Source organism: Enterobacter cloacae complex sp. 382A5, assembly GCF_050031095.1.
GTDB classification, from domain to species: domain Bacteria; phylum Pseudomonadota; class Gammaproteobacteria; order Enterobacterales; family Enterobacteriaceae; genus Enterobacter; species Enterobacter cloacae.
This window is the reverse complement of the sequence record NZ_JBLGVK010000001.1, coordinates 3,501,555-3,518,013: the sequence shown is the minus strand read 5'-3', so window position 1 is coordinate 3,518,013 and position 16,459 is coordinate 3,501,555. Positions and strand designations below refer to the sequence as shown.

The 16,459-nt window shown below is 44.6% G+C and carries 12 protein-coding genes, 1 other RNA gene and 4 pseudogenes; 6 read left to right on the top strand and 11 right to left on the bottom strand.

Annotation, left to right across the window (positions count from 1 at the left end):
* Window positions 1–37: 37 nt before the first annotated feature.
* The 3 genes from ACQG2G_RS16545 to ACQG2G_RS16535 all read left to right on the top strand — a co-directional run bounded on the left by ACQG2G_RS16545 (window position 38) and on the right by ACQG2G_RS16535 (window position 3,020).
* Entirely contained in the window at window positions 38–1,393 is a 1,356-nt protein-coding gene (locus ACQG2G_RS16545) for a 3-isopropylmalate dehydratase large subunit (protein WP_061772503.1), read from the top strand.
* Window positions 1,383–1,922, top strand: a complete 540-nt coding sequence (locus ACQG2G_RS16540) for a 3-isopropylmalate dehydratase (RefSeq protein WP_061772504.1) — start codon at window positions 1,383–1,385, stop codon at window positions 1,920–1,922. Before ACQG2G_RS16545 ends, ACQG2G_RS16540 begins: the two co-directional genes overlap by 11 nt.
* A gap of 87 nt (window positions 1,923–2,009) precedes the next feature.
* On the top strand, window positions 2,010–3,020 hold the full coding sequence (locus ACQG2G_RS16535) for a TauD/TfdA family dioxygenase (protein ID WP_013098374.1): 1,011 nt from the start codon (window positions 2,010–2,012) through the stop codon (window positions 3,018–3,020).
* 111 nt (window positions 3,021–3,131) lie between these two features.
* On the opposite strand, the gene ACQG2G_RS16530 is transcribed toward ACQG2G_RS16535, so the two are convergent.
* Together ACQG2G_RS16530 and ACQG2G_RS16525 are read right to left on the bottom strand one after the other, a co-directional pair.
* Complete coding sequence (locus ACQG2G_RS16530) at window positions 3,132–3,545, bottom strand: DUF7079 family protein (RefSeq protein ID WP_248078633.1); 414 nt, start codon at window positions 3,543–3,545, stop codon at window positions 3,132–3,134.
* Entirely contained in the window at window positions 3,542–4,111 is a 570-nt protein-coding gene (locus tag ACQG2G_RS16525) for a hypothetical protein (RefSeq protein WP_248078631.1), read from the bottom strand. The genes ACQG2G_RS16530 and ACQG2G_RS16525 overlap by 4 nt, the downstream gene beginning before the upstream one ends.
* Window positions 4,112–4,236: 125 nt before the next feature.
* Here ACQG2G_RS16525 and ACQG2G_RS16520 point away from each other — a divergent pair, with 125 nt between their 5' ends.
* Window positions 4,237–4,548 carry a hypothetical protein gene (locus tag ACQG2G_RS16520; protein WP_045901478.1) on the top strand — a complete coding sequence of 104 codons (312 nt, stop codon included), beginning with the start codon at window positions 4,237–4,239 and terminating at the stop codon, window positions 4,546–4,548.
* Here ACQG2G_RS16520 and ACQG2G_RS16515 read toward each other — a convergent pair.
* Window positions 4,529–5,329: a DUF4225 domain-containing protein gene (locus tag ACQG2G_RS16515; protein WP_061772505.1), complete on the bottom strand. Its 801-nt coding sequence runs from the start codon at window positions 5,327–5,329 to the stop codon at window positions 4,529–4,531. The genes ACQG2G_RS16520 and ACQG2G_RS16515 overlap by 20 nt on opposite strands.
* Before the next feature lie 469 nt (window positions 5,330–5,798).
* On the opposite strand from ACQG2G_RS16515, the pseudogene ACQG2G_RS16510 reads away from it, so the two are divergent.
* A pseudogene (locus tag ACQG2G_RS16510) lies at window positions 5,799–6,128 on the top strand (phage polarity suppression protein); the annotation flags it as partial.
* 380 nt (window positions 6,129–6,508) lie between these two features.
* Here the strand turns inward: ACQG2G_RS16510 and ACQG2G_RS16505 are convergent.
* From ACQG2G_RS16505 to ACQG2G_RS16495, 3 genes and pseudogenes are all read right to left on the bottom strand, one after another.
* A complete protein-coding gene (locus ACQG2G_RS16505; RefSeq protein WP_061772506.1) occupies window positions 6,509–8,668 on the bottom strand; it encodes a DEAD/DEAH box helicase in 2,160 nt (719 codons plus the stop codon).
* Between the two features lies 1 nt (window position 8,669).
* Window positions 8,670–9,587 carry a HamA C-terminal domain-containing protein gene (locus ACQG2G_RS16500; RefSeq protein ID WP_048970730.1) on the bottom strand — a complete coding sequence of 306 codons (918 nt, stop codon included), beginning with the start codon at window positions 9,585–9,587 and terminating at the stop codon, window positions 8,670–8,672.
* 201 nt (window positions 9,588–9,788) lie between these two features.
* Window positions 9,789–10,062 (bottom strand): annotated as a pseudogene (locus ACQG2G_RS16495) (tyrosine-type recombinase/integrase); the annotation flags it as partial.
* 59 nt (window positions 10,063–10,121) lie between these two features.
* Here ACQG2G_RS16495 and ACQG2G_RS16490 point away from each other — a divergent pair.
* Window positions 10,122–11,256, top strand: a pseudogene (locus tag ACQG2G_RS16490) (IS3 family transposase).
* 177 nt (window positions 11,257–11,433) lie between these two features.
* On the opposite strand, the gene ACQG2G_RS16485 reads toward ACQG2G_RS16490, so the two are convergent.
* From ACQG2G_RS16485 to ssrA, 5 genes and pseudogenes are all read right to left on the bottom strand, one after another.
* Window positions 11,434–12,255: a hypothetical protein gene (locus ACQG2G_RS16485; protein ID WP_061772507.1), complete on the bottom strand. Its 822-nt coding sequence runs from the start codon at window positions 12,253–12,255 to the stop codon at window positions 11,434–11,436.
* Complete coding sequence (locus tag ACQG2G_RS16480) at window positions 12,255–13,343, bottom strand: AAA family ATPase (RefSeq protein ID WP_048970724.1); 1,089 nt, start codon at window positions 13,341–13,343, stop codon at window positions 12,255–12,257. The genes ACQG2G_RS16485 and ACQG2G_RS16480 overlap by 1 nt, the downstream gene beginning before the upstream one ends.
* A 2-nt stretch (window positions 13,344–13,345) precedes the next feature.
* A complete protein-coding gene (locus tag ACQG2G_RS16475) occupies window positions 13,346–14,374 on the bottom strand; it encodes a hypothetical protein (protein WP_061772508.1) in 1,029 nt (342 codons plus the stop codon).
* Between the two features lie 210 nt (window positions 14,375–14,584).
* Window positions 14,585–15,788: pseudogene (locus ACQG2G_RS16470) on the bottom strand (integrase domain-containing protein).
* A 239-nt stretch (window positions 15,789–16,027) separates the two neighbouring features.
* Window positions 16,028–16,391: a transfer-messenger RNA gene (gene ssrA, locus ACQG2G_RS16465) on the bottom strand.
* Between the last annotated feature and the right edge of the window lie 68 nt (window positions 16,392–16,459).

Sequence of the window (16,459 nt, the reverse complement as noted above, 5' to 3'; positions counted from 1 at the left end):
CGGTGTAATTTCCCCATCAGATAAAGAGGAGAGAAAAATGAATATTCACGAAACTGATGATTATGCGTCGGTAAATATAAAGCCGGGGATGACGTTAACCGAAAAAATAATCGCCAGAGCCAGCAAGAGATCGCATGTTTCACCGGGTGAAGTTCTTTTCGTGAATGTTGATGTATTAATGTCCCACGATCCCTGCACGCCTGGCGTCGCCAGCGTATTTAAAAAAGAATTTGGTGAAGAGGCAAAAGTCTGGAACCCGGATCGTTTTATTATGATCCCTGACCACTTTGTTTATTCCGCCGACCCGCAGGCAAATCAAAATATTCGGGTAATGCGGGAATTCGCAAAAGCGCAAAATATTACCCATTTTTATGATGTGGGCACCCCGGACTATAAAGGCGTGTGTCATATCGGCCTGGCGGAAGGGGGACACACCCGGCCGGGAGAGGTGTTGTTGGGGACCGATTCTCACACCGTGACCGCCGGGGCCTTTGGCACCTTCGCCATTGGCGTGGGGATCACCGACGGGGCGTACGCCCTGGGTACGGGGGAGATCCCGTTGATGGTTCCCGCCACCATAAAAGTGAATTACTACGGTAAAAAAGCGAAAAGCGTTCAGGCGAAAGATTTAATTCTGGTGTTAATGAAAGAGCTGGGCGTGGAAGGGGCGACCTATAATGCCATCGAATTTACCGGCAACGTCATCGATGAATTATCGGTCGAAGAGCGAATGACGATGTGCAATATGGTTGTGGAGTGCGGGGCTAAAAACGGCATTATGGTGCCAAATCAGGCCACGCTGGATTACCTGGCGACCAGAACCACCGTCCCGTATTCCGTGGTGACGCCTGATGAAAATGCGCATTACGTCCGCACGATTGATATTGACGTCTCAGCATTAACCAGCGTGATTGCGCGGCCACACTCACCGGATAATGTGGTGGCAGTGACACAGCTGGAAAATATTGCCATTTCGCAAGCCTATATTGGCTCCTGCACGGGCGGTAAAACGGATGATTTTATCGCTGCTGCGGAAATACTGTGGCAGCGCAAGGTGGCCATCCCAACCTACGCCGTTCCCGCGACCAAAGAGGTTTTTCATAATCTGATCACCACCCAGGTGAAGGGCCGATCCGTGTATGAAATTCTGACCCGGGCTGGCGTTAAATTATCTTCTGAACCCGGCTGCGCAGCTTGCTGCGGCGGGCCAGCGGACACCTTTGGGAGAGTCAGGGATCCGATAAGCGTGATCTCCACCACCAACCGTAACTTTGTGGGGCGGATGGGAAATAAAGGCGCGATGATTTATCTGGCCTCTCCTTATGCAGTGGCTGCTGCGGCAGTGGCCGGTTTTATTACTAATCCAGAACGGTACTTAACTAATGACTATTAATAACGTAATGCGCGGTACAGTTTATGTGTTAGGCGACAATATCGATACCGACCAGATATTAACGGCTGAATATTTGAAAATTAACCCGGCCTCTGCCGAGGGGCGTGAAGAGCTGGCAACGCTCGCCATGTGCGGACTGCCGGAAGGGGCGCTGCCGTTTATTAACCCGCAGACGCAGCGAGCCGGTTATGACTTTATTGTGGCCGGGAAAAATTTCGGCTGTGGCTCATCACGCGAGCATGCGGTGGTGGCTCTGGGAGCATCCGGTGTGAAGGCCGTCGTCGCCCAGTCGTTCGCCCGCATATTTTTCCGCAACTGTGTATCCACGGGGCAAATCATGCCCGTCACGCTGAATGAAGGCAGTGATATCCGTGCGCTGAAAACGGGGGATACCATTGAAATCGATTTAGACGCTCATCAGATTGGTACTGCTGATGGGATTCTGAAAACCGCTCCGGTAGGGGAACTTGCGAACATTGTCGCCGCCGGTGGCTTGTTCGCTTACGCAAGGCAAACAGGAAAGATTTAATCCAATACAACCATAAGACTCAAAACAAGACGCCTTACTTTCTCAGGGTGCAGCGTCTGTTTTGAGCGTACATAAGGCAATCAAACTATGATCACCCAGCTAGAGTTTAACGATCTTCAAAAAGATGAGCTATCAAAACTTATCAGCCGTGTCACCATCAGCCCGTATACAGACTACAAACTCTTCAAGCAGTCCATCACCGAACTCATTGAAAATGGTCTGGTGCCCACTTTTTTTGTTCAGGCCTGTGAGCGCGTCAGGCAAGAGCGCAAGGATCAAGGCATTAACGCGCATTTATTAAAAAACGTACCACTCGACACCATCATTCCAGAATTTGATCAGTCCAATCCCGTTAACGATAAGTACGCCAAAAAGCTCACCTTTGTAGGAGAGGCGCTGCTGGAGCTGTTCGCTCAGCTCACCGACTCACCGTTACTGGCCTACCGTACGCGCAACAACGGTGATTTTTTCCATGATGTTTATGCCGACAAAAAATACAGCAACACACAAACGCAAAAAACGGACGGCGAACTTTATTACCACAACGATCGCACCGCTCACCCGGTACGTGCTGATTTTCTCAGTTTATTAGGCATGCGTTGCAGCGAAGAAAACCTGATTTTTACCGGCTACCTGGACGGTAAAGCGATTCTGGATAATTTGAAGGCTGAATCCCAGGAGTGGTTACGAAAGCCACTTTTTATTACCCCTTTTGATGAATACTCTCGCGACTCGAACGCCAGCCAGATTGATTCTGAGCTGCATCCGATCCTGGAGAATATTCATACTTTCCGTTACTACGACACACGCACAACGTATTCTCCGGATGCGCCAGCAGAGGCGATCAAAGCATTAATTGACCTTAAGGTGGCCATCACCAAAGCGGCAAAAGGCCGCGTTGCTATTAACAAAGGCGACCTGTTCTCCTTCGCCAATCAGGACTCTTTACACAACCGGGAAATCATCCAGGTGAGAGATCCATACTCAGCGGAAAAACGCTGGCTGCTGAAAACCTACAGCTTCCGTAATCCCGAGGTGATGAATATGTATCACAACTACTTCGATGCCGATCTGCCGGGGTTTGTGGTCGCCGAGTAAGGGTGACCTTGCTGGTATAAAAAAGCCCGCATGCCTGAGGTGTGCGGGCTTTTGTTTTTGCGGGAAGGCCTGTGCTATTAACGTTCTTTGGTCATCATCTCGCTTTATAACTTATGACAAGCCGTTATCAAGCTCAGCGGATAGCCTGTTAAGTTCCTTGCTGATGTGTTTGCGCCGTTGTTTTAAAAGTACCCGGGCCGGAATGATGCGTTCGATAATTGTCGGCTTTCTGTTCAAATACGCTGTCACAAGCCGTTTGATGTCTTTTTCTGACCAACCGTCCATCACCGGCGTTGGGTTGTAAAGCAGGTTAGCCTGTAGAGCAGGGGCGACTTCCTCATCCACAATTCTGAAGATCTCTTCCCGGTTTAATCCGGATTTTTTCAGCACCTCTGCCATCCATTGATAGTCATACTCCTGGAGTTCACGCCCGGAAAAAAGTTCTGATAAGGCGTGCCAGACGGGGACGCGGGCGATCAGCTCTACGTCAGTTAAGGTGAGTATTCTGTTAAATAATGGCTTCAACTGATGTTTTCCGGCGAGGGAGTTGCAGAAATTGCTATGTATTTTTTCAGGCCTGACTTCCGTTTAACGCCTTTCGGGTCGGAAATAAAAGGGAGGCGCAAGCGAGGTGAATCTGATACTTCCACTGTCCAGATATAATCCCCAATAAACCTGAACTTCACGCTATCGTCAGTGATCTGGAGATCAGCAAAACTTCCTGTCGAGTATTCATTACCTAAACGAACAATTTCTTTAAGCCCGTCATGCACGTCGATAAGGGCAATGGTCAACGATTCCTCGAAAATGACATCGTCTGTCAGAAACAGGATATAACGCTGGTCATTAACCTGAACCACGGCTTCCAGTATGTGCCCGGGAATGAGAATACCCGTGCTTTCGCCATTGAGTATGACTTCACACTGAGCCTGGGTTAACTCGTTCGCTTCGCGGGTTAATATCAGAGAGAGTGATTGAACCTGCTGCATCATTAATTTCGGGTATGTTTCCATGTCTGGACTGGAAGCGTTCTGTGGCTGTGGATTTGCTAAGAAGAAAACATAAGCTTTTGATGGTTTGCTGGCAAACAAATTTGCCTGGCTGTAGAACTGTTCATGTTACTGAATTTATCACTAGAGAGCCGCATTCGGGGGTTGTAGTTTTTTTTTTCTGAGATCTCGGTATACTGGCTTCGCGTAGAAGGAAGGGGAATGACGTGGCGATATCGGAAGAAGTGTTACTTAAATCTGGTTTTACAAAAGAAGAGCTTCAAAAGCTTAAACGCTATGCGGATACGCAAAGTACTACATTGGATATTTTGCTTCCTGCTCTTTCAAATCGATTTAAAGGGATTGTCATTCTTTCAGCCATACTTATCGTTCTGTTCATCCTGGCAGTGTGCTTCGCGTCCCCAGAAAATATCATCTCATCAGGTGTAGCTGTACTGTTTATCTTTGGTATCTTCTGCTGGATGACCCCCCTCAAGTTAACTTATAAAGCCTGGCGGTTTAGGAAGGATTATCAATAGTCAGTAAGTCGAAAACGATTTTTGCGTTTATGCCATATCCGATGATTTTCATAGTTAGTTTTGGCCGACTCATTGAGTCCATTTTTCTGTAAAAATCTGAGCGCATAAAATAAAACAGGCGCCAGGAGCCTGGTTTTCGAAGTAAACCGAATACGCTGTACGCATTTGCAGCAAGACTTACCGTTTTATAGGCTGCCAGACCTGTTTCACTGCGAAATCCCATAAACTCCGCTACTGACATCGCTGTGTCAGCAACAAACCCTTGTGACCCAGGTTTGTTCAGTAATTGATTATTTACTTCTCTGGATACGGTATTTGCCGCATCAATCACTAATGTGGCACCCAACAAGACCCCGACAGGTGTCATTGAACTAGCAAGGATCAATCCACCTGCGGCTTGTAAACCTGCAAAAACAATCTGCACAGCGGAGATCACATAGCCAACGATTTTGTTGTTTTCCTTGATGAATTCAACTTTGGCATAAATCTGTGCAGCTTTCGTCCTGAGTAGCCGATCCTGTTCAAGAAGATTTTCATTCTCTGCCCTTAGATTTTTTATGTAGGAAATCCCTTCTTCATCAGACTTCGCTTTGCGGGCAAGAGAAAATTGCTCAGTGATGAAAGACTTAATGTCTTCCATGAACTGAATTCTGGTGAGCCCATCTTTGAGGTGGCTAGCCGCTACCATGTTTGCTGTGTTAATGAGTTTTCTAGCTTCAAGATTAATCATGGTCGCTGACCATGCGTTAGTCCGTTGTCCTGTAAGAAGCGAAATATCCATTATTACCCTCATGTACGATTTACGGTAGCATCGGCCAAGAGCATATAACAATCTATATTCGTTTGTATATATTATTGCTATGCAGGAGCAATTTTCATAATCCAGAAAAGACCTCTTTGCTACCTTTATGATATGCTGTAACACCCCAGCCGAATTGTATTCAATTAGTAATACATGTAATAAAGAACTGCATGTCTCTGACGGTGTATTATAAACTGATGCCGGAATAGATACTTTCTGACATAGTACTCGATGCTGATTCTCACTATCTTTTGGGCAATGATAGTGCTGCTATGTCTAAATGGGCGGTAGCCGTTTAATGGGCTGGCGCACAAGTATGGATAGCCATCCGAAGAGACTAAAGTGATCATACTGACACTACTCAAAGGTATGGGGAGTCAGGCAAGCATTTCCACCTGGCTGCAAGTCAGGGATGAACTAACGTAGGTCGAAAAGGCAAACCGCGAAAAGCTTGCTTCATTCGCACGAAGAAGGGCAGTGCATCAGCATCCGTAACCGTCTGAATGATTTTATGCAGGCGCACGGCGCGGAGCTGGCCGCCGCCCTTGCCCCGGAGCTGATGAATTATTCCGGGCAGCATTCCGCCATTCAGCGCTGCGCCACGCAGCACTCGATCGACTATCTACGTGAGGCGCTGCAGGTCTGGCTGGTCACCGGTGAAAAAATTAATTATTCGGCGCAGGATAATGACATTTTAACGGCCATCGGATTCAGGCCTGACGCGGCTTCGCGCGGTGATAGTCGTGAAAAATTCATGCCTGCACAGAACCTGAATTAAACCCGCCGACGCGCAGAACTGGCCGCGCAATAGTCCTTTCAAAAATTCCCGAAAATCCCGCTGTTTTCCCTAAAAAAAGCCATGCATGCATAAGGTGCATGGTTTTGCATGCGTTTTCCCGACACTGTATCCCCGCCAGCGCCAGCACTGGCGTGCCTTGAGGCCGGTCATACACCTGCATTAAAAGCGCCCCCTTAAACGGGCAGGCGGGGAGAGCATTGCGCGCGAAATCGAAGGTGCTTAATTTAAAATGGCTATGACTCAAGCACACGCTTCTATTCAGACAAGAATTTGTGTCTTTAAGTGCATAATTTACTTTTGAGACTAGCCTAATTTTAAGTGGTGTGAATTTCATTGCGACCTGTCATTCGGCATTTCACTTATCGGTTATATGTCACACCTTCAAGGAAATTATTCAAGATATACTCCTCCATAGGGCTTGCATCCATTGACGTTGACAACCCTATAATTGATTCTATGCCCTTTAAATGATCAATAATATTATGCAAAGTTAAAGATTCGCTTTCGAAGTTTATTTTGTAAGTAATCGATATTTTTTTTGTAAGCATGCGAGGTAGACCATATTCTTCTAACTGATAAACAATTGGGGGAAGAAACGCGTTTGATGTTTTAAATATAAATGGCGATATGTCTGTTTTTTTATTAGGCAGTAATTCAGATAGTAAAACGTTAACATCATTTAAAAGTGAGGTTAACTTAAATGTTAGATTTTTCTCGAATTCAAAGAAATCATCGATTGTTATTCCGTCATTAGATAGAGTATCTAAAATTTGTGGGATTGTATATTTCCAGTTTAAACTTGCGACCTTAATATATGAAACGAATTTAGAGTATCTACCACCCCATCCGGCAGGTTGTAGATTAATTATTTTATATAAGTAGTAGTCCCATTCATCGGGGTTATTTGAATTAAGGTATGCAATATTTGCCCATTCATTTGGTTTGCTTGCTATATCAATGGCTATATCTCTTATTAGTAAGTAATCACTAGATTTGAAAGCTCCTTCATTTAACAGTTTATTAAAGGTATCATGCCCTAAAATAGATCTCATTTCTTCCTTGTACGCAATGATAGCGGAAATTTGCTCCGGCGTTAAATCATTTTTATACTCAATCTCGTCAATTCCACCCACAAGAGACTCAGGAATGGTTAAATCCAATTCGTTGTATTCCTCTTGAGGAGGTGCTGATAGTAAATACACTTTACCAATAAAATGTTTGAACATCCGCCCACTTCGGCCAATGATATTCTTGTATGTAAAATCTTTAAGGTTACTACTTCCATTTTTACATTGCCAAATTACAACATTTTCAGCTGATGTATTTACTCCCTCCACAATGGAGGACGTCGAAACAATGTTTTTGATTCCGTGCTTTTCCTCGAAGAGTTTGATTTGTAACTGACTGATAGAACGGTGCAATCGTCCATTATGTATACCCATTCCTTTCTCAATTAGTTTGGCAAGTTTCCAATTTTGAGAATAATTAATCTTTAACCAATTTGAAAATTCTTTCAAAAGATACGGTTCATGAGAGAATTCAGTTTTTAAAATAAGGTTTGATATTTTTTCAATGTTTTTATATGTACCTGCATATATTAAAGTCTTCCCGTCAGTATTTGAAAGGATCTCTAACAGTGCTTTAGATTTTTTAGTGTCATCTTCTTTTATTTCTTTGGAAAGATCATGCTTTTCCAAAAAAACAGTATTAAAATCTATTTTTACAAACTCCATTCCTTTAGTAAACGGGTTATTTGTGATCTCACTAATGTTTGGTGCTAAATAATAACGTTGCTTTGCAATTTTAGTAAATTTCATTATTGCCTTTATTAAGGCCGGTGCTCTGTCTCTATCATGTTTCTCACTGGCTTTATAAAATTCATCAATAATGAAAAGATCTAAATGTTCAATTTTTTCAAGATAGCTTATAGCCCTTTCTTGAGGAAATACAAAGATGTTTTTTTCGGAGAGGTCAACATCTGCAGTAGTGATTATTTTATATTGTGAGGAGAATTTCCTATGTAATCTTCTACGAGTTTCATCAGTGAGGGATATCGTTGGTACAATTATTAATACATTATTAGGTTTTTTTAGTGATATGAAAGCGTCAATAATAAAGCTTTTCCCGAAGCTAGTTGGGGCACTAATTGCTAGGTTTTCTCCGCTCAATAGCCTTTTTAAAATTAATGATTGCTCTCGATGTAGTGTTATAGGGTTAGCTAATCCTACATCAACTTTAAATAGGTCATAGACCAATCTATCATGCCATTCAGAGGTGTCTGTTTGAAGATATGGATATAACCCTAATGCTCTAATAAGATGGTTCACAAGAGGATTGTAGTGAAGGTTATTTTTTTTATGATAGTCTAATAATGAAATGAGGTTGTTTCTAGCCTCATTATAATTTCTTTGCTCAATTAGAATGTTTATACTTTGGCAGTGCGAGAAGATGTATTCATCCTGTAGTGTAGGTTCTGCATGATACTCTCCATTGCAATCTTTATTGAATTCATTATCCATATTATTGCTCCTTATGATATCGTACAGTACTTACAAATTTATCAATTATTATTTCTTTTTTTGGTACAGGGAACAGTATTAAATGAAATTTAATTTTATCATAGTCATAAATATCTTTAATCTTTTCTTGATGTTTTTTAAAAAAAGCTTGAGCTCGCTCTTTATGCATTTCAGTTATGGAGGATTTATAACTTTCAGATAAACTGTGTGAGTTTTCTGTTATAGGACACTCATGCAAAATGAAAATTGGTATATTGAGTAAAGGTTTAATATTATCCATTGAATTATTAGAAGATAATGTGTCCGATATTTTAAGTTTTAATTTTTCATCTTGTACTAATTCATATAGATCTTGGGTATTTAATATTATACTGTTCTCTTTTCTTAGTTTTTCTGTTGTAATTGAATTTTTTACAGAGGTTATTATAGTGTCGAAACGACCATCTTCGATACTGTTGTAGAATTTGGCTTCACCAAACCATAATGAGAAATTATTATTATCTACAATGACAACATGTACACTATCAGCACCTTTTGCATTATCTTGGCTGTTTTGTTTATAGAATATTTTAGGTACGACAGGTAATGCATTGAAGTGGTGTCGCATTATCCCATACAAAAATATTTCCGCAAGTTCGCTTCCTTTACTTATGTCTTGTTCGCTATCAGTAAGTCTAAGGTTTTTTGATGCAAGAGCAAGTGAGGTGAATGGGCCATCAATTAAGGCTTCTCTTTCTTGGTTTGAAAGAGCTGTTTGTAAAATATTATCCCAGATGAATCTGTGAAATTTTTGATATCTCCAACTTCCATCTTCGAAATCATTAATAATAGAGAGGAGACTGTTATTTGATATTTGGCTTGGCCCGCCTCCGGTAACGAAAGATGAAAGGCTTTGATCAATAAGAATATCAAAATCCATTTTATTCCTCGCAATTCTATTGTTTTTAGTAAGAGTCTTTCATGACTCTCATTAAGTTCTTGGTTGATAAGAAGCTAAAGATAATATTTATTCAAAACAAAAAAAACTGGTAATAAAACCATGTTTATTTAAACAGTTGTTTGAGTGTTTTTCGGTTAAAATTTACGAACAAACACCCCACCAATCCATTAGAACAATGCGTTAATCTGAGTATATTGAGCGATTATATATACGCCTAATCTCATTTTTTATCGTTATGCGCTAAAGATGCCTCAATCACATCGGCATTAAAGGCAATTCCATTCATTGCAGTACTTGCTATAGGTCGAAGGCCATGAGCAACAAGTTTTCCACCATAGCCGATACGTTTTATAGTGGCATTAGCAGTCTGAATATTCATCGGTTGTTTTGGATCGTTCCAACTTAGGAAAACATGGTCACGATGAGCGCTAACGGGCTTCATCACTTCAAGAATTGGACTGACCCCGCCCCGGTAGACGATCCTGCCCTATAGTTTGAGCATAGGAGGAGCGTATGGGCACACCACGATTTACATCTGAATTTAAGGAAGAAGCCGTCTGTCAGATAACGGAACGCGGTTATTCCGTCGCCGAAGTTTCTGACCGGCTGGGCGTTTCAACACACAGTCTCTAAAAGTGGTTGCGGGCAATTAAACCCGATAACAGCGAGCAGTATGCCCGTGATTTACTGGAAGCGAAAAGCGAAATCCTGAGGCTCAGGGCCCAACTGAAGCGCACTGAGGAAGAATGGGACATTCTGAGAAAGGCCGCGCGGTACTTTGCAAGGAAGCCCGACTGAAGTACCGCTTCATCAATGAGCACCGCACTGTATGGGGTGTCATGACGATGTGCGGGTGTTGTGAGTTGCCCGGGCCGGGTTTTATGCGTGGCTGCATAACCCGGTCTCCGCGCGGGATAAAGATAACCAGCGTCTGCTGACGCTTATCCGTGACTCCTATTCACTGAGCGGAGGCGTATACGGTTACCGCCAGGTTCATGGCGACCTGAACGAAATCGGGGAAACCTGCGGTAAAAATCGGGTGGGCCGTATTATGCAACTGAACCGGATTAAAGCCGTGCGCGGCTATAAAGCTCCACGTCGTATCGCTGGCAGACCTTCAGTGGTTGCGCCTAATCGTGTGCAGCGACAGTTTACTGTTGTCTGGGCCAATCAGGTCTGGGTCACCGATATTACTTATATTCGCACCTGGCAGGGCTGGCTGTATCTGGCGGTGGTTATCGATCTCTTCGCCCGTAACGTGGTTGGCGGGTCGATGAAGCCCACTCTTTCTCGCGAACTCGCGCTGGACGCTCTGATGATGGCCGTGTGGCGTCGAAAACCGGACGGCGAGGTTATTGTACATAGCGATCAGGGCAGCCAGTACGGCAGTGACGATTGGCAGCGCTTCTGCCGGGCCAATAACCTGGCGCCGAGCATGAGCAGGCGTGGCAACTGCTGGGATAATGCGGTGGCCGAATCGTTCTCCAGTTCGCTGAAAAAAGAACGGATCAGAAAACGCATATATAAAACCAGGGATCTGGCCCGGGCGGATATCTTCGATTACATTGAAGTGTACTACAACCGGACCCGGCGCCACAGTCATCTCGGCGGCGTCAGTCCGGAGGCCTTTGAACAGGCCTCGTCGTGAGGACAGGAAATGTCTACTGTTGTGGGTTCAGTCCATTATGAGTAAATTGTTCAACTATATAGGAGGCCGTTCAAATTGGGTGATGGCTTACGGAGCATGTGCTAAATATATAGACGTAGGTTTACAAGTCTCTTCCCACTGACCGGCTACCCAACGCCAGGTAAACCCGAACGTCAATTATGCTAGACAGAACTGGTATCCTGCAGGAGAGTAGGGCGGCTCACCAAACACACGGATAATACGATTAAGTGTGCCTTCATTGCCCGGATCTACTATCGGGAAACCATGGTAACGCCCATCCTCATGAGGCCGAAATTCATACCATTTCTCATTGTGATACCCATAGACATACCGATCCCCGATAACCTGCATACCGTCTCTAAGGCAGGCCAGAGCAGTGTCACTGTCAAGATCCATTTTCGTATGAACATTGTTATTAACAAGCTTATCGGTTTTGAGTTCATGCTTTGGATTGGCATCGTAATACCTCAGCAACGGGGTACACTGTGTGCTTGAAACAAAATTAAGTACCGGCACTTGCGCACAGCCGTTGCTGGCAACCCGGATCTCTGGGACTGAATCATACGGATGGAATGATGCTGAAATCACCGCATGAATAGATTCATCCTTTCGCGAAAAGCAGGCATGCAAGGCCGTATCGTCCACGACATCACCGCAGATACTCACAGCGCCACGAACCTGATCATCGAAGGCATCATCCGGTATAAAAGGCCCTTTGACGAATGTCAGCAGAATTGATTGAAGCAGCTTTTCATCTGCAGCGCGTCCAGTGCCGTACAAACTGTTCATATAAGACCGCAGGCTCTCTGTCCTCGTTAGCATCCGCCCAGCCAGTCCTCGCGTGCGTCGAACAGGCTTATACCCGGCAAGCTCCTCTGCCACCTGAGTGACAGCCATCAGATCATTCACGCACGCTTCAATCTCACTGAAGGAGGTAAACTGCCCTTTAAAAGACAAGTCATTAATGGATACATCCATCAGAACAGCCTCATTAAGTCTTTAGTTATCTGGTCAAAAAATCCTTCATCAACGGCGGTCAGGTTGCCATCCTTGTCAATATGAATGGGTTTAACCTGTCGTTTCCCCCCTTTGTCCGTCACTGAATGAATGATGTTTTCCCGTTCATCAAATGAATGATCCTTTGCAAAAACACGAATACCATTAATGATGTGATCACTGTGAGTTTCAATAATAACTTGTACGCCCGTTTGTGAAAGCGTACAGAGAATCTGAACCAGAGAGGATTGCGCGCGGGGATGGAGGTGAACCTCCGGGTTTTCCACAATCAGCGTGCCACCAGGACGGATTAACGCAGCGCTGATAATAATAGGGAGCACATAGCTTACGCCAAATCCAACATTGATTGGTCTGATGTTCTCTGAACCCGCAGTGTAAAGATTGTATATCCTGTCTATCTCCTCCGCCTCATTCACTTGCATTGCGAACCCTGGACATACTCTGTTCATCGCTTCACGGACCAGAGCATCTGTATACACAACTTGTGCGGTTGCATCATGTCCGGTGAATAGATGAGAGCAGACTACCCTGGCAAATGCCTGATTTGGTGCAGGCTTATCCTGATATTTGTGATAGTTTGCAAGCGCAAACTCACCAAATATCCCCATTTCTAGAGTATCTTCACGGGTACCTATCTCAAAGCTCGAACGGGGGCCAAATCGTTCAGCACATAGATAGACAAAATCATTTTTCAACAGAGATGTTAGGTAACCCAGATCCGTAATATGGCCGTCCTGAATGAGACACTCTTTACTGTTAAGATCATCAGCGATCAACGTCACGCTGAAAGAGTCGGTTTTAATGACTATTTCGTTATCAACCGGATGATGCGATAATAGATCTTTAAGCTTTCCAAAGCTGAACAGCTTTCCATCTAGTCTGAACTTCCCGTTTGCCATCGCATCACTATTCTGAATAATACTCAGAAGAGACTGTATAGCCGTGGATTTACCGGCAGAGTTAGAGCCACAAAATACTGTCAGTGGCGAAAACTCAAATTGTTGTTCAGTGAAACATTTGAAGTTTTTTAGATGTAATTGCTTAATCATTATCAGAGAATTCCAGCGAGATCGCGAATGGTCATGGATCGGGTCAAGTTCAACGGCGGCACTCTGCCAGTGACATTTTCGTAAAGATAATCGAGCAGACTGAACTCATCAGGACCAGAACGTTTCATACGAGTGATATAATTTTTCCCGACAGTGCGCGCACCAAATGTATGTGCGTTCAGAATCGACCGGACAGAATTGACAATGTCGTTGAATGCTTGTTGAGCCTTCCTGTTACCATCATCAAGCATCATTGTCAGCTTGTTTAACGCATAATCGAGATCGTCAGACGGCGCGATGTCATGCGAATACAAGCGTTCCAGTGCGTTGCTACGTGAAAACGCATCATGTCCCAAATGATGATGCCCACTAATGTCCCACCAATGGCTTTTCATAAAGTAGATTAGCAGACCGTAAAACAGATCGGTCTGCATCCGCAGCAACAGCCTGTTCATGTTTTTTTCAGCGGGAAGTCCTGAAAAATCGTGCCGCTCAAGACTATATGTTGCCAGGTCCAATATCTTTTCCGCGCTCGCAGGGAAAATAATATTTCGGGCAAACTGAGCTGCGTTTGAACCATGCCTTGGTCTGTTGATTTTCTCGACCAGCATGCACTTCAGTAAAGGATTTGAATCGTAGGAAATGGTTATGAAAATCAGTTCCATCTGTTCAAATTGTCGTCTGTCAGCGTAATCAATATTGTCAAAAGAAAGACCTTCAAGATGTTTTAACACACGAAGGTCTTTCAGGGCAAACCGGCCCCAGGCAAAGGCGGCTATCGCTGAAACCATCTCAAATCCGGACAGTAGCATTGTCCTGCCTAAACCATCCTGTTCCGCCCAGAACGTTTCAGTCGACAGCCCCAGAATCAATGACTCAATCATCTGGGAACGACTGGCGATGGATAAAGCAGGCATTGAGCCATAAGGTGGGTTGGCATCAAGGCGTCCTGAATCTACCCTGTCAAGCAGGGTGCGGACGTTCAGGAAACGCACGTCCTGATGAATAAGGGTCTCGCTAAATTTTGTCATATTGGATGCGTTACAGTGTCAGCAGAGTATTATCTGATTGAATTGGTATGAGTATACGCGGATTATTTATCATCGCATCAACTGTGTGAGAGCAGGGGTGTTAGCATGGTTAGCGTAAAACCCGGATTCAGACTGCGGCAGCAGCAGCTCTGAGCAGTGAACGCAGCTGTACGTTCATCTGTATAAATCACCATGGGTTTTACAGCCAACTCAAAGCCCAGAAGCTAATAATCGAATACCTTTATATACATCTTCAATTAGACTTCCTCGGTGTGCCGCTGTAATGAAATTTGCCCACCATTGCATCATTGGACGACGTTGCTCAATATAATCACTGCGGTTATAAGTGCGACGTACCTCATTTTTGTCTACATGAGCAAGAGCTGCTTCAATGACATCAGGGGGAAATCCTTCCTCATTGAGAGCTGTACTGGCGATAGAACGTAAGCCGTGTGAAACGAGTACTCCTCCTAAGCCAGCACGCTTCAGTGCGGCATTAACTGTTTGGCTGTTCATGTTTGATGCGACTGGGAAAGATAAACTCCCGGCCACCACTGAGGGACTTCATCATTTCCAGAATTGAGATTGCCTCATCCGATAGTGGAACCGTATGGTCCCGGTTCATCTTCATTCGAGCCGCAGGAATTCTCCATTCATTGGCATCAAAATCGATCTCATCCCATCGAGCGTCAACTGCTTCGGCAGGTCGAGTGATGGTGAGAAGCTGCCACATAAACAGGCATCGCATGGGCAAACTTATACTTGCTGTACGCATCGTTTGCATTAACTGTGGTAGCTGATCCGGGTGGATGCTTGGCATGTTTTTCTTTTGCGGTTTCTCGAATGCTTTCCCGATATTTACGCTGGGAACCGCATCAATCAGGCCTGTGTTCTGCGCATAAATCATGACTTCGTTAATACGCTGACAAAGGCGGCGGACTGTCTCTAATGCACCTCTGGCCTGAACCGGATGAACTGCTTTAACCAAAATATGAGCCTTAATCTCAGTGACATTGATATCACTGATTGCCGGGAAAACATCTCTCTCAGGCGAGCGCCAGATATCGTCGGCATAGTCCTCTGTTACGCTGGCTTTCTTCACATTCCACCAACGCTCGGCAACTAACCGGAAAGTGTTGGTTTTGGCCTCTTGAGAATTTCTCACCTGTTCTTTCTGATGTTCCTGAGGATCAATGTCTTTCGCCAATAAAACTTGAGATTCAGCTCTGAGTTTACGCGCATCAGAAAGTGAGACGGCAGGGTAGGCACCGAAGCTCTGCTTGGTTCGCTGCTTGGTCAGAAGTCGATAGTAACAGAACTGCCAGAGCTTACTACCACTGGACTTGATTAACAGAGTAAGCCCGTCACCATCATACAGCTGGTAATCGGCATCTTTAGGTTTGGCGGCTTTGATTTCCGTATCGGTTTACGGCTTGGTTTTTCTTGCCATGGGTAGTCTCCATGCGTTTAGGCCCAACGAAAACGATAGAGCTTTTCGTTGGGCCTATCAATGGGCCTAAAAGGTTCGGATTTAATTAGTTCTCTTCAGACTTCGCGGGACATATTGAGGGCACAAAAAAGCCCGCAGGGCTTGCGCCGTGCGGGCTTTCAGGACTTCATCGGATGACTCTGGTAATCACCGATGGAGAATTTTGGTGGAGCTGGCGGGAGTTGAACCCGCGTCCGAAATTTCTACATCCTCGGTACTACATGCTTAGTTTGTCTTTACATTCGCACGCCAGCTGCGGACAGACACGCCACTAACGAACTAGCCTGATTAGTTTTAACGCTTCAACCCCAGGCAGGGCTTCCACGCGATCTCTTTTGGGTTTGACCTCTCTTTGATCCCCGTCTTAAGAGCGGAAGCTAGGGAGAGAGGGCTCAGAGCAGGTTATTAAGCTGCTAAAGCGTAGTTTTCGTCGTTTGCGACTATTTTTTTGCGGCTTTTAACGAGGCAAACCGCCCCTCGGCATGCACCTTGGGTTTCGCAAATCCCGTCGAATCCAGAATCAGCCCCAATAGTGTTGAACTCAGTATACCAGATTTCACTTCCTGGATACCAGCCCGGAACGCTAACTTATTGAA